At 68.3% G+C, this 17,013-nt stretch carries 16 protein-coding genes and 1 riboswitch; of the genes, 5 read left to right on the plus strand and 11 right to left on the minus strand.

The features are described from left to right. Positions 1–8: 8 nt before the first annotated feature. From OHA70_RS32805 to OHA70_RS32820, 4 genes are all read right to left on the minus strand, one after another. Entirely contained in the window at positions 9–1,082 is a 1,074-nt protein-coding gene (locus tag OHA70_RS32805) for a prephenate dehydrogenase (RefSeq protein ID WP_328324252.1), read from the minus strand. Then, positions 1,079–1,480: a chorismate mutase gene (gene aroH / locus OHA70_RS32810; protein WP_328324254.1), complete on the minus strand. Its 402-nt coding sequence runs from the start codon at positions 1,478–1,480 to the stop codon at positions 1,079–1,081. Before aroH ends, OHA70_RS32805 begins: the two co-directional genes overlap by 4 nt. A 34-nt stretch (positions 1,481–1,514) precedes the next feature. Beyond that, positions 1,515–2,369: a bifunctional 5,10-methylenetetrahydrofolate dehydrogenase/5,10-methenyltetrahydrofolate cyclohydrolase gene (locus tag OHA70_RS32815; RefSeq protein WP_328324256.1), complete on the minus strand. Its 855-nt coding sequence runs from the start codon at positions 2,367–2,369 to the stop codon at positions 1,515–1,517. A gap of 27 nt (positions 2,370–2,396) precedes the next feature. After that, positions 2,397–2,477: riboswitch (ZMP/ZTP riboswitch) on the minus strand. A gap of 5 nt (positions 2,478–2,482) precedes the next feature. After that, positions 2,483–2,962 (minus strand): GNAT family N-acetyltransferase, encoded by a 480-nt coding sequence (locus tag OHA70_RS32820; protein WP_328335253.1) that lies wholly within the window; start codon positions 2,960–2,962, stop codon positions 2,483–2,485. Positions 2,963–3,167: 205 nt separating this feature from the next. On the opposite strand from OHA70_RS32820, the gene OHA70_RS32825 reads away from it, so the two are divergent. Then, positions 3,168–6,104 carry a hypothetical protein gene (locus OHA70_RS32825; RefSeq protein ID WP_328324257.1) on the plus strand — a complete coding sequence of 979 codons (2,937 nt, stop codon included), beginning with the start codon at positions 3,168–3,170 and terminating at the stop codon, positions 6,102–6,104. Between the two features lie 3 nt (positions 6,105–6,107). After that, positions 6,108–8,696: a protein-arginine deiminase family protein gene (locus OHA70_RS32830; protein WP_328324259.1), complete on the plus strand. Its 2,589-nt coding sequence runs from the start codon at positions 6,108–6,110 to the stop codon at positions 8,694–8,696. Between the two features lie 7 nt (positions 8,697–8,703). On the opposite strand, the gene OHA70_RS32835 is transcribed toward OHA70_RS32830, so the two are convergent. The 5 genes from OHA70_RS32835 to dop are packed head-to-tail and all read right to left on the minus strand — an operon-like array spanning position 8,704 to position 12,853. Continuing rightward, the gene (locus OHA70_RS32835; RefSeq protein ID WP_328324261.1) at positions 8,704–9,315 is read right to left on the minus strand and encodes an NUDIX hydrolase; all 612 of its coding nucleotides are present in this window, start codon (positions 9,313–9,315) and stop codon (positions 8,704–8,706) included. Continuing rightward, a complete protein-coding gene (gene prcA, locus OHA70_RS32840; RefSeq protein ID WP_328324263.1) occupies positions 9,312–10,181 on the minus strand; it encodes a proteasome subunit alpha in 870 nt (289 codons plus the stop codon). The genes OHA70_RS32835 and prcA overlap by 4 nt, the downstream gene beginning before the upstream one ends. A gap of 32 nt (positions 10,182–10,213) precedes the next feature. After that, on the minus strand, positions 10,214–11,056 hold the full coding sequence (gene prcB / locus OHA70_RS32845; protein WP_328324265.1) for a proteasome subunit beta: 843 nt from the start codon (positions 11,054–11,056) through the stop codon (positions 10,214–10,216). Between the two features lie 8 nt (positions 11,057–11,064). Further along, on the minus strand, positions 11,065–11,274 hold the full coding sequence (locus tag OHA70_RS32850) for a ubiquitin-like protein Pup (RefSeq protein WP_328324267.1): 210 nt from the start codon (positions 11,272–11,274) through the stop codon (positions 11,065–11,067). Between the two features lie 58 nt (positions 11,275–11,332). Further along, positions 11,333–12,853 carry a depupylase/deamidase Dop gene (dop, locus tag OHA70_RS32855; protein WP_328324271.1) on the minus strand — a complete coding sequence of 507 codons (1,521 nt, stop codon included), beginning with the start codon at positions 12,851–12,853 and terminating at the stop codon, positions 11,333–11,335. A 73-nt stretch (positions 12,854–12,926) separates the two neighbouring features. On the opposite strand from dop, the gene OHA70_RS32860 reads away from it, so the two are divergent. The 3 genes from OHA70_RS32860 to OHA70_RS32870 are packed head-to-tail and all read left to right on the plus strand — an operon-like array spanning position 12,927 to position 14,329. Next, positions 12,927–13,424: an NUDIX hydrolase gene (locus OHA70_RS32860; protein WP_328324273.1), complete on the plus strand. Its 498-nt coding sequence runs from the start codon at positions 12,927–12,929 to the stop codon at positions 13,422–13,424. Beyond that, positions 13,421–14,164, plus strand: coding sequence for a phosphotransferase (locus tag OHA70_RS32865; RefSeq protein ID WP_328324275.1), 744 nt, complete (start codon positions 13,421–13,423; stop codon positions 14,162–14,164). Before OHA70_RS32860 ends, OHA70_RS32865 begins: the two co-directional genes overlap by 4 nt. A 36-nt stretch (positions 14,165–14,200) precedes the next feature. Beyond that, on the plus strand, positions 14,201–14,329 hold the full coding sequence (locus OHA70_RS32870; RefSeq protein WP_328324277.1) for a hypothetical protein: 129 nt from the start codon (positions 14,201–14,203) through the stop codon (positions 14,327–14,329). Here OHA70_RS32870 and OHA70_RS32875 read toward each other — a convergent pair. Together OHA70_RS32875 and OHA70_RS32880 are read right to left on the minus strand one after the other, a co-directional pair. Then, positions 14,326–14,667 (minus strand): hypothetical protein, encoded by a 342-nt coding sequence (locus OHA70_RS32875; RefSeq protein ID WP_328324279.1) that lies wholly within the window; start codon positions 14,665–14,667, stop codon positions 14,326–14,328. The genes OHA70_RS32870 and OHA70_RS32875 overlap by 4 nt on opposite strands. A gap of 70 nt (positions 14,668–14,737) precedes the next feature. Next, entirely contained in the window at positions 14,738–16,945 is a 2,208-nt protein-coding gene (locus OHA70_RS32880) for a hypothetical protein (RefSeq protein WP_328324281.1), read from the minus strand. Positions 16,946–17,013 lie beyond the last annotated feature (68 nt).

Genomic DNA, 17,013 nt, shown 5'->3' on the forward strand with positions numbered 1-17,013 from the left:
GCCGAAGATTACCGGTGGACGGCCCAGCCCCGCTCGGTCAGTACCTCGACCAGCTGATCCACCGACGCCGGCTTGACCGACAGCTCGACCTCACCGACCGGGCGGCCGGGGCTGTGGTCGATCCGCAGGTCCTCGACGTTGGCGCCGGACTCGGCCGCATCCGCGAACAACCGGGCCAGCTGGCCGGGGCGGTCGGGGATGGTGACGAGCACGGGGACCAGGTCGATGTGCGGCGTGCCGTGCTTGCCCGGAACCCGGATCGCGCCGGAGACACCGCGATTCAGCACTGCGGTCACCTCGTCCGTCGCCTCTTCCTTGCCCAGGGCAATCAACAGCCGGTCGAGCTCGTCGCGGATACCTTCGAGCAAGCCGCTCAGCGCGGGCGAGTTGGCCGAGACGATCTGGGTCCACAGGCCGGGGTCGCCAGCTGCGATCCGGGTGACGTCGCGGACGCCCTGCCCGGACAGCTCGAGGTGCGCTGCCGGTGCGTCGACCAGAGTGCCGGCTGCCAGCGATGACATCAGCTGGGGCAGGTGCGAGACGCGAGCCACTGCCAGGTCGTGGTCCGCGACGGACAGCTCGACGGTGCGGGCTCCGGCTGCCTCGGCTAGTCGGCGTACCAGCTCGACCGCTTCGGGATCGCTGGTCTCGTGGGGCGTGATCGCCCAGGTCGCGCCGTCGAAGAGGTCTGCCCGGCCTGCGAGTGGGCCGCTGCGCTCGGAGCCGGCCATCGGGTGGCTGCCGACGTACCGGGAAAGGTCCTCGGGGTTCGCGACCAGGGCGCGGGCGTCGTGGAGGGGCTTCGACTTCACGCTCGCGGCGTCGGTGACGATCGCGTCGGTCTGCTGGAGTTGCTCGACGATGACCGCGCCGACATGGTCCGGTGGTACGGCGACGACGACCAACTGGGGCTCGATCTGGACCAGCCGCGAGCCGGCTCCGATTCGCTCGGCCATCAGGGCGTTGTCCGGGTCGGCGTCGACGAGCTCCACGACGACACCGAGCCGCCCGAGCGCGAGGCCGATCGACGTACCGATCAGGCCGGTACCGACGATCCGGACCGGGCCGCGCAGCTCGGTCACTGGGCGCCGGTCAGGTCGGGGCGCAGACTGACGGCGCCGTGCAGGTAGACGTGCTGGATCTTCTCCCGCGACCGCGGCGAGTCGGCATGCACCATCATCCGGACCACGCGGGGCAACGCGTGCGGCACGTCGATCTCCTGCATGCACATCAGCGGTACGTCGGTCAGCCCCATCTGCCGTCCGGCCACCGCCGGGAACTCGGAGTGCAGGTCCGGGGTGACGGTGAACAGGATGCTGATCAGGTCCGCGGACTCCACGTCGTTGGCCTCCAGCACGGCGTTGACCAGCTCCGCGGTCCGCGTGAGCAGATGCTCGCGCTCGTCCACCTCGAGCTGGGTGGCTCCGCGGATCGCCCGTACCGCCACAGCGTCTGCCTCCTCAATCGATGATGCCTTCACCCTCAACCCTAGGACAGAAGGCCTGGCCGGTGCGTCACCGTCTCGGATTCCGCACCTGCGCCTCGGCCGCGTCGACCGTCTGCTCCAGCAGGAGCGCGATCGTCATCGGCCCTACGCCGCCTGGCACCGGGGTGATCAGGCTTGCCACCTCGGCTGCCTCCTCGAAGTGCACGTCGCCGACGTTGCCTTCGTTGTATCCGGCATCGATCACGACGGCGCCGGGCTTCAGCCAGTCGCCGCGGACGAAATTGGCCCGGCCCACCGCGGCGACCACGATGTCGGCCGTCCTCACGAGGTCAGCCAGCCCGCGGGTCTTCGAGTGCGTGTAGGTGACGGTCGCGTTCGATGCCAGCAGCAACATCCCGACGGGCTTGCCGAGGATCGGGCTGCGACCGATGACGACGGCATGAGCGCCTTCCAGCGGTACGTCGTACGCCCGCAGCAGCCGCAGGATGCCACCCGGCGTACAGGAGACGAAGCCAGGTTCGCCAAAAGCCATCGCCGCGAAACCGTGCATGGTCACGCCGTCGACATCCTTGCCCGGCGCAATCGCTTCGAACGCTGCCCGCTCGTCGATCTGCGCGGGCACCGGGTGCTGCAACAGGATCCCGTGGACCTCCGGATCGGCCGACAACTTCTCGATCTCGGCCACCAGCTCCTCGGTGGTCGTGGCCGCCGGCAACACCACACTCCGCGACCCGATGCCGGCCTTCTTGCTGCGGTTCTGCTTCATCCGCACGTAGGTCGCCGACGCCGGATCATCCCCCACCAGCACGGCCGCCAGACACGGCTGCACCCCGGTCTCTTCAACCAGCTTGGCGGCCCGCTCCCCCGCCCGCACCACCATCTCGGCAGCCAGCTCGGTCCCGACCATCAACTTCGCACTCACGGCAACTCCTCCAGGCATCGACGAAGACTCGGATGCCCAGGCGCGCGGCTCAACCACCAGACCGTTCCCCGGTGGTGACCCACCTCAGCGCCAGTCGCGGTCCACCCCGGAGTTTACTTCGCGCCGAAGAAGCTCCTGCACGCCTCCAGACCATCCACCTGTACGTCGGTGCGCTGCCGCCAGTCGGCTCGCATCAACCGCAGCCGGTCGGAGACCACAGCCTCACCGTGCAACGCGTCACGCGAGATGCCATCCGGGCGATACCCGAGTTTGCGGGAGACGGCCTGGGATGCGTGGTTGTCCTGGAAGACCTCTGACAAAGCAGCCTCCGCTCCGAGTTCGGCAAAGGCGAGGTGCAACAGCGCAGTACGGGCTTCTGTCCCGTATCCCTGACCTTGATATGCCAGCCCGAACCAGGAACTGCTCCGTACCTCCCGCAGTACTGCGAACTGGCTCGCGCCCATCCACACCTTCCCGATCGGGAGCCCCTCACGGAAGACGACCAGGCCGAGCCCCCAGTCGTCCGGCGACCAGCTGCCGAGGCCGCTCCAGTGCCCCTGGCTCACCCATCGCGCGCGCTCCGCCGGCGGCAGGTCGCCAGTGGTCTGTCATCACCCGGCAATCCTCGGGCTGCTCCCGGACGACGGCAACTGAATTTAAATTTCATGCAATTCGGTGATCAATCGTATTAGTTGCTGAATGCAAAGAGCTGCCCTTTAGTGCACGATCTCTGGTGCACCCAGCGTAATGCGTGCGATTCTGACGGTAAGGGGAAATTCTGCACAAGGGGGCCGGCCAATGGCTGAGGAACGTCTTTTCCGATTCATGGCACTACGGGCGGCGAAGGCGGGGATCGACCGGGTGCCGCCGGGAGCGATCGAACTCCAGGTCAATCAAGGTGGCGACAACAGCACCCACGGCGAGATCACCCGAGCGCGGGCGGCCGGTGAGATCGCCACCGATGCCGCCAGCATGCCGTTGAACCTGAAGCCCTTCCTGCGATTCCTGCTCGCCCAGGCCGGGCAGCCGCCGACGATCGCCAAGCTGACAGACGGGATCCGGCAGGCGTTCAACCTCACTCCCGCCCAGTTGGTAGCCAAGCCGGAGTTCGCCGCGACCCAGCGTGCGGTCGGCGACGCGATCGTGGCGCAGACGGTGGTACCGGCCGCCGGCAGCCGTCCTGACCAACTGATGTTGTCCGCGCGGGCGCTGGCGCTGGTGCAGTCCGTCGCGGCCGGCACAGCCCCAACGGCTGCCACGATCGGCGACTACCTCGCCAGGACCCTGGTAGTGCTGCCCCAGCAGTCGTCCGCTGCGCTGGCGCGGTCGGCTCAGGCACCGTCGCCCGAGCCTGACGATGAGCCGCAGGCCCCAGCCGCGGATCCGGCCGAGCGCCGAGGACCGCTGGAACGAGCGCTGGGCGAGTTGGAGGCCCTGGGGCGCCGAGCGCGGACGACCTCGGTGGACGTACCGGTTCCTGCCCCGGCCGAGATGGCGGCGCTGCGGGTAGACCTGGACCGGATGCGTGAGGCCCTCGACGAGGCGGTGTCCCACCGTCCCGAAGAACAGACGGACGATCCGGGCTATCCGGCAAGCGATCCGGTTGCGACCGGGCCGGCGACCATGGTTCGGGCCAGTCTGCGGGCCGCGCCGGAGGACCTGGCCAGGCTGTCCGACGACACCGTCGCCGTGCTGGACGAACTGGGCCTGAGCGCCGCCGACCTGGACCCTGACCACGCCGTACTGTCGGTCGCCGGCGCGCTCGCCCAGGTCCCCGGCCCAAGCCTCGCGGGTCCGTCGGTCGTGAGGCTCGGCGGAGTCGACCTGGACGCGACCGTGCTCAAGAACATCTTCGGCGCGGGCAAGGGTGACCTCGACGGAGGCAAACTGCTGCAGGCCTGCCAGGCCGCCGCGAGCGTCGGCGACCTGCTGATCGTCAAGCAGAAGCTCAAGTCCTACGAGGCCGGCGACATCGCGCATGTCGAGAACGTGCTGTCCGGCGAGTCGAGGTCCCGCGAGCACCGCCGGCTCGACCGGACCGAGGAGACGACGACCACCGAGCAGGAGACCGAGACCGAGAAGGAGCGCGACCTCCAGAGCACCGAGCGCGACGAGCTGCAGACCGAGGCCACCAAGACCGTCGAGACGCAGACCCAGCTGGACGCCGGGCTGCAGGTCTCCGGATCGTACGGACCGGCCGTCAGCTTCAGCTCCAACCTGGACGTCGGCTACTCCACCAGTACCACCGAGTCGCAGCGCAAGGCCACCGCGTTCTCCCGCGAGGTCACCGAGAAGAGCGCGGAGCGGGTCCGCGAGCGGATCCGTACCGAACGGGTGCGCACAGTGGTGGAGGAGGTCGAGGAGATCAACAAGCACGGGATCGAGAACACTGGTCCCGCCAGCAAGCACGTACGCGGCGTGTACCGCTGGCTGAACAAGATCTACTCGGCCCAGACCTACAACTACGGCCAGCGGATGATGTTCGACTACGTCGTGCCCGAGCCGGCCGCGTTCTGGTTGTACGCCCAGCTGAACCCGCAGCCCAAGGACGGCCAGCTGCCGATGCCGCAGCCGCCGATGCTGGCCGGCAAGCTGTTGCAGCCCGACCAGATCAGTGAGACCAACTACCTCGAGCTGGTCGCGCAGTACCAGGTCACGAACGCTCCGGTACCACCGCCGCTGGCCCAGTGGGTGACGTACTTCGACCGGCAGGACGGCACCACCAAGAACAACATGGGCCGGGCCGCGAAGATCGAGATCCCGGCTGGGTACTTCGCGAAGACGATCACCGTGCACACCGCCTACCTGTGGATCGAGGGCGACAACAACTCCTTCCACCTGGTGCTCAACGGCCTTTCGTTCGACCGGACGAACCTGTGGGGCGGGATCGCGATCAACCTGCTCAGCGAGCCGGAGAAGGAGATCAGCATCGCCTACACGATCCTGCAGTCGGTGGCCTTCGCGGTCAGTGCGGACGTGTTGTGCATGATCACCCGGCAGGGCTGGCGCAAGTGGCAGCAGCAGGTCTACGACGCGGTGATCGAGGCGTACCAGCGGCAGAAGGCGGCGTACGACGAACAGCAGCGGGTGGCCGCGATCGCCGAGGCCAACCCGGTCCAGGGCCAGAACCCGCTGGAGAACGTCCGCTTGATGCGCGACGAGCTGAAGAAGTGGGTCCTGATGCTGATGACCGGCCGGACCGACATCGCCAGGGACGGCTTCACCGGCGCCCCGGTGCCGACCCTGGACCTGGGCGACGCCTGCGCGAACGGCTCCTACATCCGGTTCTTCGAGAACGCCTTCGAATGGCACAACCTGCTCTGGGTCTTCTACCCGTACTTCTGGGGCCGCGAGCCCCGGTGGGCGCCGGCGCTGCACTTCAAGGACCCGGATCCCGACTTCGCCGCCTTCCTCAAGGCCGGCGCGGCCCGGGTGCAGCTTCCGGTCCGGCCGGGATTCGAGCGCGCGGTGGCCTACTTCATGCAGCACGGCCTGATCTGGGAGGGGCAGGACCCACCGCTGAGCGGCGACAACGCCTACCTCCCGATCGCCGATGAGATCACCGAGAACCTGGGCAAGATCGAGGGCGGCGTGGTCTACCCGGCCGGCGCCCAGCCGTGGGAGGTCACCATCCCGACCTCGCTCGTGCTACTGCAGAACCTCAGCGAGGTACCGGCCATCCGGGACATGCTGACGGGTCAGCCGATCACCGTCACCCCGACGCCAGGCGGCTAGCCAGTGGGTACGTTCCATCTGGACGCCGACTGGGATCGCGACGGCAAGATCAACTCCACGCCGGCCGAGCGTTCCGCAAGGAGCCTGGCGCCAGGGCTGATCGTGCTGGCGAACCTCGACGTGGACGGGCGACGCCTGCCTGCCGCCGTGAAGTCGGAGAGCATCCAGACCCCAGACGCTGAGCAAGCCTCGGTGCCCAAAGGCGACGATGACGCCCGGACGCTCCGGGTATCGGCTGATGCGGCCCCCGGCGGGCCGTTCACGACCTCGCTGCTGGTGCCGGATCTGGCGGAGAAGACACTGCGCCTGAGCACCTCGGCCGGGACCCGGATCGCTGGGCGGAAGGGCGGCGGCACCATCCGCTTCCCGGTGCCCACCGCCGGCGTGGGCAAGCCTTCCTCGGTACTGCTGGAAGCGCGACTGCTACCCGGATCTCCGTTGGGTTCGACGGCCCGCGCATCGATCGAACTGGAGTCGGTGGACGCGAGCGGCCGGGTCGGCAAGGAAGCCGGTCTGATCAGCGTGGCGCCGCTCATCCTCGTCGGGGATCTGGCCACGCCCGAACGGCTGTACATGTGCCTGGACGAGGGCGAGAACGACCCGTCGGTCGCTGAGGTCCGGGCCGCCTGTGCGCAGGCCAGGGTGCCGTTCGTTTCGGTCCCGGTCTCGGTCCATGCCGGCGACACCTGGCTGCAGGACCAGTTCCAGATCGGCTACTGCCAGGGCCCGAACCAGATCATGCGGGTGCTCCTGCACCTACCGCGGGTGCGCAACGACTTCGTACTCGGCCAGTTGGCCCCGAATCTGGCCGCGCTGGTCGAAGGCCACTTCCCGTCGACCGGCCTCGGCATCTGTACCGACTTCTGGAAGCGGACCGTCAAGGTCACCGACGTCACCGGCGCGGTCCGGCAGCTGGCCTTCACCGATACCAGCGAACTGCTCTACAAGGTCGTCGGCGTCGGCGCGGTGTTCAACCAGGTGTTCTTCCAGCTCGCCCTGCTGGGTTCACCGTTCACGGGCGCGATGCCGACCACCTTCACAGGCGCCCGCCAGGCGTTGCCGGGTGCCTTGGCCCAACTCCGCGCAGCGGTAGGCAAAGCCAAGGCCGGAGCTCCTCAGCGTCGGGCGTCCGCGCTCGATGCCCGGCTGAAGACGATGGAGGCGCTGGTCAAGGCGGTGATCGCGGCCATGCCGATGACGAGTGCCGGCATCAGCCTGCCGGTCGGTGGCCAGACCGTGGTGCTCAGTCTCGTCGAGGCCGACCTGTTCGCCACCAAGCTCGAGGTGCTGCACGACTCGCTCAACTACGGCGGCAACATCGAGGTGGGTCCGGCCGGTACCGACGCGCCGTTCGGCCGGATCGTCATCGGTGAGGAGCCGGCCGGGCCGAACAGCAGCGGGCAGCCGCGCGAGATCGACCCGGAGCTGTTCGCCTTCCTGGCGGCCCAAGGCACCCAGCCGATCACCAAGATCGACACTTCCTGGCTGGACGTCGGTCACGTGGACGAGCTGATCTCGTTCGTACCGGATCGGGAATCGTCCAGCGGAGCGGCGGTGCTGCGGGCGTCGCCGCAGGTCGCGCTGGCGATCATCGACGAGCTGAAGGCCCGGTTCATCGCCGGTGCGCCGCCGGACCAGGTGCTGTGGGAGAACTACGTCTACCAGGGGCTCAAGCCGAGGCTCACCACCGGCGGGAGCTTCCCGGTCACCCATCTGCTCCGCGGCAAGCTCTGGCGGCACGAGCACCGTACCGGCGACGCGTCCGCGGCGGAGCCGCCCCGGATCTACCGGCGGCTGGCCGAGGCCGACGAGAAGGAGACGGTCTCGGGTCACCGGATCGACTACGAGGTCGGCATGAACATCAGCCGCACCTATAACGCCGGGATCAGCATCTTCGAACTGGCCGCGTTCGAGGCCGGTACGAACGCCACGATCGAGAAGACCAAGCTGGCCGGCGTGGACAAGGTCCTGACCGCGGCCTTCCCCGGATCGAGGCTGATCCCGGTGCCGGTGCTGTTCGACTACAGCGCCGACCTCGACACCACCCGGACTTCCGCGTTCACCCCTGACTTGGTCAACCTCCAGGTGCTCGGCAGGACGCTGCTGATGCCCCGGCCCTATGGTCCGCGGGTCCCGTTGGCGGCGGCTCCGGGAGTACTGCGCGCAGTCCTGCCCGACTCGGTGAAGTCCAGGGCGAGTGCCGACATCCTGGCCGGCAAAGGGCTGGACCGCACATCCCATTGGGCCAAGGACGGCAACGACCTCAAGCTGGCCGAGTTCTTCGCGGACGGCTTCCCGGGCGTACCGGCGGTCGAGGTGGCCAAGCGGATCCGGACGGCCAACCCGGCGCACTTCTTGCCGGACGGGCGGATGCGCGACGGGTGGCGGCAGCTCGTGATCCCGGAGCGGACCGTCGACCTGTTCCAGGCGTACACCGCGCTGGTGCTCGAACCGCTCGGCGTCACGGTCGCCTGGGTGGACTCGTGGTCGTACCACGTGCGGTTCGGCGGGATTCATTGCGGGACGAACGTACTGCGTGCGCCCACGCCGCCCGCCGTTCCGTGGTGGCGTACCAAGGCGGCCTCGAAGTGACCGCGGGTCAGAGCAGGCCGGCGTGGTCGAGGGCCAGGTAGGCGGCGTCGGTGCCGGTCATGATGCCGGGAGTGCGCAGGTCGGCGCGGAACTCGGCCGGGGTGAGTTCCACCGGTACGCAGTCCTCGAACTCGTCGAGGGACTGCTTGCCGTTCGGGCGGCAGCCGCGGGCGATGGCGACGTACTTGCGGAAGGTCGACGACGAACCGGCCCAGAGCCAGCCCTTCACCTCGATCGACTCGCAGCTGTAGCCGGTCTCTTCCTCAAGTTCACGACGTCCCGCGTCGGCCGGGTCTTCCCCGGGGTCGATCAGGCCGCCGGGCAGGTTGGTGACGATCTTGTCGGGGCCGGCGCGGAACATCCGTACGGTGACGATCCGGCCGTCCGGGGTCAGCGGCAACACGGTGACGCCGGCCCGGATGTCTGCTCCGGACTCGGGGCCGGAGACGTCCCAGACTGCCTCGCGGCCATCGGGTAGCCGGTAGCGGCGGACATTCACCGTCAGGAAGCCCTTGTAGCCGGGCTTCTCCCCCACCAACACCCACGGCTCGGGATCACCTGGACGTACGTCGTCCGCCCCTGGGGTTGAGCCAGGGGCGGACGGCAGGTTGTCGGTCACAGCGGGCGGTCGGTGTCCGGGTTCTCCGGCGGGGCGATCGGCGTGTCGTCTGCGGGCGGCGCCACCGGGGCGTCGCTCGCCGACTCGCTCTCGTAACTGCCGCCGTTGACCGTCTCGTCGGAGTCCGAGTCGGCGTGCGTCGCCGGCTCGGACGGGGACGTGTCGGGGCGCGACTCGGACAGGATCCGGGCCAGTGTCTCGTCCGAGATCCGCTTGAACTTGCGCACCTGGGTGCGGGTGCGGTCCAGGATGGCGACCTCGATCTGGTCCGGCTCGAGCTGCCGGATCTCGGTGCCGTCGTGGCCGAGGGCGTCCACCGCGAGGCGCAGGGCCCCCGCCAGTGAGATCCCTTCGGAGTAGTGCTCACCGACGTACTCGGCGACCTGCTCGGCCGGGCCGCCCATCACGGCGTAGCCGCGGACGTCCGCGATCGAGCCGTCGTAGGTGAGCCGGTAGATCTGGTCCTCGGCCGTGCTGGCGCCGATCTCGGCGACCAGGATCTCCACCTCGAGCGGCTTCTCGCCGCCGGAGGAGAAGATCGCGCCGAGCGTCTGCGCGTACGCATTCGCCAGCGCCCGGCCGGTCACGTCCCGGCGGTCGTACGAATAGCCGCGCATGTCGGCCAGCCGGACGCCCGCGATCCGCAGGTTCTCGAACTCGTTGTACCGCCCGACGGCGGCGAACGCCATCCGGTCGTAGATCTCGGCCACCTTGTGCAGCGCCGGGGACCGGTTCTCGGCGACGAACAGGATGCCGTCGGCGTACTGCAGCGCGATCGCGCTGCGCCCCTTGGCGATGCCCTTGCGGGCGAAGTCGGCCCGGTCCCGCATCAACTGTTCGGGCGAGACGTAGAACGGCGTACTCATCTGGGGTGTCGTCCTCTATCAGTCGATGGTGGTCAGGTGAGGGGCGCGGCCGGGCCGTCGGGACGCTCGTGCCGGGCGGCGATGATCGTGTCAACGATCGCGCCGACCTCCTCGGCCGGGAGCCGCCGGTAGCCGTCCACGGTGACCACGCCGACCACCGGGAAGATCCGCCGGAGCAGGTCCGGACCACCGGTCGCCGAGTCGTCGTCGGCGGCATCGACCAGGGACTGGACGAGCACCGTCGCCACCTCGGTCTCGGACAGGCCCTCGCGGTAGAGCTTCTTCAGCGCGCCCTTGGCGAACAGCGAGCCCGAGCCGACGCTGTGGAAGCCGCCGAACTCCTCGTACCGCCCACCGGTCGGGTCGTAGGAGAAGATCCGGCCGCCCTTCAGATCGTGGTCGTAGCCCGCGAACAACGGGACCACGGCCAGGCCCTGCATCGCCATCGCCAGGTTGCCGCGGATTAGCGCGGTCAGCCGGTTGGCCTTGCCGTCCAGGCTGAGCGTGGTGCCCTCGAGCTTCTCGTAGTGCTCGAGCTCGACCTGGAACAGCCGCACCATCTCGATCCCGAGCCCGGCCGTCCCGGCGAAGGCGACGCACGAGTACTCGTCGGCCGGGAAGACCTTCTCGATGTCGCGCTGGGCGATCACGTTGCCCATCGTGGCCCGACGGTCGCCGGCCATCACGACGCCACCGGGGAAGGTGGCGGCCACGATCGTCGTACCGTGCGGGACGTCCTTGCCGAGATCACCCGCCCCCAGGTCGCGCCGTCCGGGCAACAGGTCGGGCGCATGCCCGGCCAGGAAGTCCATGAAGGACGAGCCACCTGGGGTCAGGAAGGCTTCCGGCAACCGGCCGGAGGCATCAAATGTCATCTAGCGGTTCACTCCCCACCCTTTTGCACGAAGCCGCGGACGAACTCTTCCGCGTTCTCCTCCAGCACCTCGTCGATCTCGTCGAGGATCGAGTCGACGTCGTCGTCGAGCCGTTCCTTGCGCTCGGCCACGTCCTCGCTGGACTTGGTCTCGGCGACCTCTTCCTCGGTCGACGAGCGCTTCGGCTGCTTGTGCTGCTGTCCGCCGTCTTTAGCCATGGCACACACCTCCTAGAACCGCTGTGGAGAATCGCCCAACCGACTCTCTATAGCGACCCTACCCGGCAGCGCCCCCAGTAATGGTGCGAACCAGGTCACTCGCGGTGTCGCACTGGTCCAGCAACGCTCCGACATGCGCCTTCGTGCCGCGCAGCGGGTCCAGGGTCGGGATCCGTTGAAGCGATTCACGCCCGGGCAGGTCGAAGATCACCGAGTCCCAGGACGCGGCGGCGACCTGACCGGCGTACTGCTGCATGCAGCGGCCGCGGAAGTACGCGCGGGTGTCCGTCGGCGGGTGCGAGACGGCCATCCGGATCTCCTCGTCGCTGACCAGGCGTTGCATCCGGCCGCTCTTGACGAGTTTGTAGTACAGGCCCTTGTCCGGGCGCAGATCGGCGTACTGCAGGTCGACCAGGTGCAGCTTCGGGTCGTCCCACTCCAGCCCGTCGCGGTCACGATAGGACTGCAGCAGCTTGTACTTCGCGACCCAGTCGAGCTGGTCGGACAGCTTCATCGGGTCGGTGGCGAGCTGGTCGAGCACCGCCTCCCAGCGCTGCAGCACGTCGTTGGTCTGCCGGTCCGCGTCGTCGCCGTACTTGTTCTCGACGTACTTGCGGGCCTGCTCCAGATACTCCACCTGGAGCTGGACGGCGGTGATCTTGCGGCCGTCCTTGAGCGTCATCAGGTGCGTACAGCTCGGGTCGTGGCTGATCTCGTGCAGCGCGGTGACCGGCCGGTCGACGGACAGGTCGTCGGTCAGCCAGCCGTCCTCGATCATCGCCAGCACCAGCGAGGTGGTGCCGACCTTCAGGTAGGTCGAGATCTCGGCCAGGTTCGCGTCGCCGATGATCACGTGCAGCCGGCGGTACCGGTCGGGATTCGCGTGCGGCTCGTCGCGGGTGTTGATGATCGGCCGCTTCAGCGTCGTCTCCAGGCCGACCTCGACCTCGAAGTAGTCGGCGCGCTGGCTGATCTGGAAGCCGTTGGTGTTGCCGTCCTGGCCGATCCCGACCCGGCCGGCGCCGGTGACCACCTGGCGGCTGACGAAGAACGGCGTCAGGTGCCGCACGATCGACGCGAACGGTGTGGACCGGCGCATCAGGTAGTTCTCGTGCGAGCCGTACGACGCGCCCTTGTTGTCGGTGTTGTTCTTGTAGAGGTTCAGCTGCGGCGCGCCGGGGATCTGCCGGGCCTGCCGGGCGCCCTCCATGATCACCAGCTCGCCGGCCTTGTCCCAGACCACCACGTCGCGCGGGTTGGTGCACTCGGGCGCGGAGTACTCCGGGTGGGCGTGGTCGACGTACAACCGGGCGCCGTTGGTGAGGATGACGTTGGCCAGGCCGGTCTCCTCGTCGGTGAGCTGGCTCGAGTCGGCCACCTCCCGGCTCAGGTCGAAGCCGCGCGCGTCCCGCAGGGGGTGCTCCTCGTCGAAGTCCCACCGGGTTTTGCGCGCCAAGGGCTGCGTCTGGGCATAGCCGTTCACCACCTGGCTCGAAGTCAGCATCGGGTTGGCCCCGGGCTGGCCAGGAACCGAGATGCCGAACTCGGTCTCGGTCCCCATGATCCGCCGAACACTCATGCGATCGAGCCTACGCGGTACAGCGGACTAAATGCGGTGATGTGTCCACAGGGTTATCTGTGAGACTTCGGAAATGGACGAACTGGTGGCTTTGCTGGACAGCGACGGCAAGGTGTGCGGGTCTGCGCCACGCTCCGTGATGCGGCGCGACAACCTGCGCCATGGGGCAACCGGCGTACTGGTCCGGAACAGTGCCGGCGAGATCTACGTGCACCGCCGCACGCCGACCAAGGACGTCTACCCGCACCGGTACGACTTCGCCGCCGGCGGTGTCGTGGCGGCAGGTGAGGACCCGTACGACGCCGTCGTACGGGAACTGGACGAGGAGTTGGGCATCACCGGGGTCGAGCTGACCCGCCTGCCTGAAGGCGACTATGCGGACGAGCACACCAGCTACCGCGCCTACCTGTACACCTGCGTCTGGGACGGCCCGGTGAAACACCAGCCGGAGGAGGTCGAGTGGGGCGCGTGGATGTCGCCGGCCGACCTGGTCGCCAAGTTCGACGAGTGGTCCTTCATGCCGGACACCGTTGCCCTGCTCGGCCCGCTGGTCAGGACATATGCGCAGTGACCATCAACGATGACGGCTGGGACAGCCGGGCCTGGCTGGACGGCGAGTGGCTTAATCGTGAGCCCCGCCGCGAGGAGGTCCGCCCGCGACTACTCGCCGAGACCCGCCTGATGCCCTGGCTAGCCCCGCAACTCCCAGTACCGGTCCCAGTGCCCGAGCAGACGCAGTACGGCGTACGCCACCGCGTCCTGGTCGGCCAACCACTCGAAGCAGGCAGTACTGAGCTCGGCCGCCAGCTAGGCAAGTTCCTGAGCGCCCTGCACGCCATAGACCCGGCCGAGGCAGCGGCCCAAGGCGCTGTTGACGCAGCGACGGCTAGAGCCGCCAAGGCGGTCTTCCTGGACGAGTGCCGGGCCCAGGTAATTCCACTGCTTCCAGAGCACACCCACCAGACCGCCCTCGAGCTCCTAGACCGCGTAGCCAACACCCGCACAGCGCTAGTGCACGCAGACCTCGGCTCCGAACACATACTCGTCCAGGACGGCCGTATCGGCGGCATCATCGACTGGACCGACGCAGAGATCGGCGACCCGGCCCTGGATCTCTCCTGGCTCCTCAACGACGCCCCAGCCGGCATCGCGACCGGCCTGGCCGAGACCTACGACGTCACCCCGGTACTCCGCGAGCGCGCGCTCGACTGGCATCGCCTCGCACCTTGGTACGGGGTGCACCGAGGACTCCTGCTCGGCCTGCCGCACGATGTCGAGACCGGCTTGGCCGAGATCCTGACCCGGTTGTGATGCAACCATCGGCCGACCGAGCGGTCACTCCCCGGTGTGAAGATCATCCTGACGTTCGGGTTCACCCAGAGCGTCGCGGATACCGGCGCGACACCTCGCGTCCAGCAGCGCGAGGAGTTCCGGGCCTTCGATGCGGACGGAAACCCGGTGCCGTTGCGGTACTAGTGCTGGCGGCCGATGAAGCGCGAGATGGAGCGGGCCAGGTTGATACCGACCAGCCCACCCCAGCAGATGACGATTGCGAAGGCGCCTTCCTGGGCCGCGGCGATGGCTGTGATCGGGATGCCGGCGGTGACCGAGACGATCGCTAGGGCGAGCCCGCCGGGGTCGCTCTCGCGGCTCGGCTTCTCCGGCTTCACCGGCGGCGTGGCGAGATGCTGGGCGGTGTGCGCATCGAGCTTCGAGAGGAACCCCTCGATCACCTCGAGCTCGTACTCCGGCCCCAGCTCCTGCCGCGCCGCCACCGCGGCCCGCAGGTCCTTGCGAATCTCGTCCGTCGCCATACCCGTCAAGGTACGACGCGAACAGCTCGCTGCCTATCGGGGAAACCCCCTACCCACCCCTCTGACGGCGTCAGCGCCGTCGGTGCGGGACCCGGCCGTCGCCGGAGGCCCAGAAGTCTGAGACGACCTCGACGCGGCCGTTGCCGTCGTCGGCGATCAGGACGGCTCGGTGGTCGCCCTCGAAGTCCATCAGGTCGGTGAAGACCTCAGAGCCGGTACCAACGTGCTGGCCGTCCAGCTCCCAGTGCAGTTGCTCGTCCGCCAGTGGCCGGCCGAAGCAGTCCGTGGCCAGTGCCCAGAGGCGTACCAGGGAACCGGCCTTCACAGTCGACCCGGGGGCCGGCGCGAGGATGGATGCTTCAGGTGGTCGTCGGGGGACGTCTAGCCGGGTCCACTCGCTGACGGCGGTGTCGAAGCCGTCCGAGATGATCACCTGTACCAGGGCTGAGCCAGCGAGCAGCGGAGCCACCGGTACCGTCGCCTCGCCCGCGTCGAGCGCACCGGCGAGTACCTGCCAGGTCTCCCCCTCGTCGGCCGACCAGCGCAGCAGCCGGTGCACCTTCTCGGCGTACACCTCCTCCTGCCAGGTCAGGCGAACCCAGTCGCCCTCCACGGCGCCCTGCAGGCCCTCCAAGCGCGGCGGAGCACCGGCGGGCTCCCGGATCCACGTCTCCTCCTCGTCGCGCACGATGCGCAGCGTGGAGCCCCGCGGCGGCTCCGGGATCACAGCACAGACCACCCCAGAGCTCACCGAACCACCACCGCCGCAACCTCCGCTGCAGCCACCGCAGCCGCCCTGGCCGTCTCCACAGGCAGCGGTCTCGATCACCTGCACTGACGTAGTCGCAACGATGTGCCCCACGTCGTCGATCAGATCCAGCCGCGTCCCGGGGAGGCTGGTCCCCAACTGCTGCGCAACCGTCGTCTCCAGCGTGAGTACGTGCTCGATCTCGATCTGCCCCTCGACCATCCGCCCGAAGACCATCAGCGTCAGTACCGGACTCTGCAGATCGACCACCCACGGTGGCGGCGGATCAGGGATGTAGTGCGGAATCGGCCCATCGAGATCAAGCTCCACGTTGGGCGGCCGCATGTCACCCGGCCCCGGGATCCACGTCGGGTTCAGCGCGGAGTGCTGCAGCATCCGCTTGTACTGGTAGAGCGACGGCCAGCGCGGATTGCAGTACGACATGAAGTCGCGCCCGACAGCCGGCGAGATCATATTCGGGCCGGCCAGGTCGAAGCCGTACTCGCCGATCGACGCCATCTTGTTGGTGGCCGAGTCGTAGGGCTCGTACGCCGGATAGGCGAGGTCGACCTTGGGATCGTTGTTCAGCCCGCAAGGGGCGTGCCGGAAGTCGAGGACGTGGCCGAGTTCGTGGCCCATCGGCTCCTGCGATCCGACCGGCCCGGCGCCGAGTCCGGCTCCACCGCCGCCGCATCCGCCGGTACCGTCGCGTGGGATCGCGCTCGGCAGCATCCCGTAGTACAGCCAGCCGGGCTTGTTGCCGTCGGCCATCTTCACCAGGTAGAGCCACGCCAGCAGGCTGTTCCAGACGTCCGGGCACTTGCCCTTGACGATGCCGCCGGTCAGCGGGACGAACCAGTTCATCTGGCCGGCGATCGAGAGCTCCGGCGTCTTGGAGACCGGATACCAGTCGAGCGTCCGCCGTACCGTCGACTGCAGATCCGCAAGCGATGGCGCCGGCAGATCGACGTGATTGCCCGCGATGTCGTCGCCCGAGTAGTGGACCGGGATCATCCGCACCTTGAGCGTCTGCAGCAGGCTCGCGTTGACCACCTGCGTGTACTCCACCAAAGAGCGGCCGCTGCCGACGGAGACCTTGAGCCGGAAGGTCCCGCGCATCTGAGCGGCCGGGATGACGAAGTTGAGGCTGTTCGCGAGCGACCCGCGTTCGGTCGCATAGTCCGGATCAGCGAGCGCCGTGATCGCGCCAGGCGTCTGCTGGATGAGCGACCCGGCATCCACCCAGATCCCGTACCGCATCTTCTGCACCGTCACGGTAGCTCGCACATTGGGCACATCGCTGAACACCCCGTGCACGAACACCCGCACGTACGCCGTCTTGTCGGCGACGAGCTGGATCGAGTTGTCCGGACCATGATCGTCCGAGTCGGTCAGATGGTCAGCGGCGTGCCGGTACTGGATGACCTGTGTGACCTCGACGCCATCGATGAAAATGCCTGCGAGCAACGGTTTGAGCCAGTCGACCTGCGACAGCTGCTGTACGACCCCGGACATGCTGAACCTGGGCATGCTCGCCCACCCCCTGTAGCCCTCCCCCAGGCCATTCCCCTTGTCGCCTAAGAAAGCACGACCAGGCA

The organism is Kribbella sp. NBC_00382 (assembly GCF_036067295.1).
Lineage (GTDB): Bacteria > Actinomycetota > Actinomycetes > Propionibacteriales > Kribbellaceae > Kribbella.

Excerpts from the sequence above, each read along its gene's own strand:
- OHA70_RS32825 (WP_328324257.1), top strand. The coding sequence starts at position 3,168 with ATGGCTGAGGAACGTCTTTTCCGATTCATGGCACTACGGGCGGCGAAG.
- prcA (WP_328324263.1), bottom strand. The coding sequence starts at position 10,181 with ATGAGTACGCCGTTCTACGTCTCGCCCGAACAGTTGATGCGGGACCGG.
- prcB (WP_328324265.1), bottom strand. The coding sequence starts at position 11,056 with ATGACATTTGATGCCTCCGGCCGGTTGCCGGAAGCCTTCCTGACCCCA.
- OHA70_RS32850 (WP_328324267.1), bottom strand. The coding sequence starts at position 11,274 with ATGGCTAAAGACGGCGGACAGCAGCACAAGCAGCCGAAGCGCTCGTCG.
- dop (WP_328324271.1), bottom strand. The coding sequence starts at position 12,853 with ATGAGTGTTCGGCGGATCATGGGGACCGAGACCGAGTTCGGCATCTCG.
- OHA70_RS32860 (WP_328324273.1), top strand. The coding sequence starts at position 12,927 with ATGGACGAACTGGTGGCTTTGCTGGACAGCGACGGCAAGGTGTGCGGG.
- OHA70_RS32875 (WP_328324279.1), bottom strand. The coding sequence starts at position 14,667 with ATGGCGACGGACGAGATTCGCAAGGACCTGCGGGCCGCGGTGGCGGCG.
- OHA70_RS32880 (WP_328324281.1), bottom strand. The coding sequence starts at position 16,945 with ATGCCCAGGTTCAGCATGTCCGGGGTCGTACAGCAGCTGTCGCAGGTC.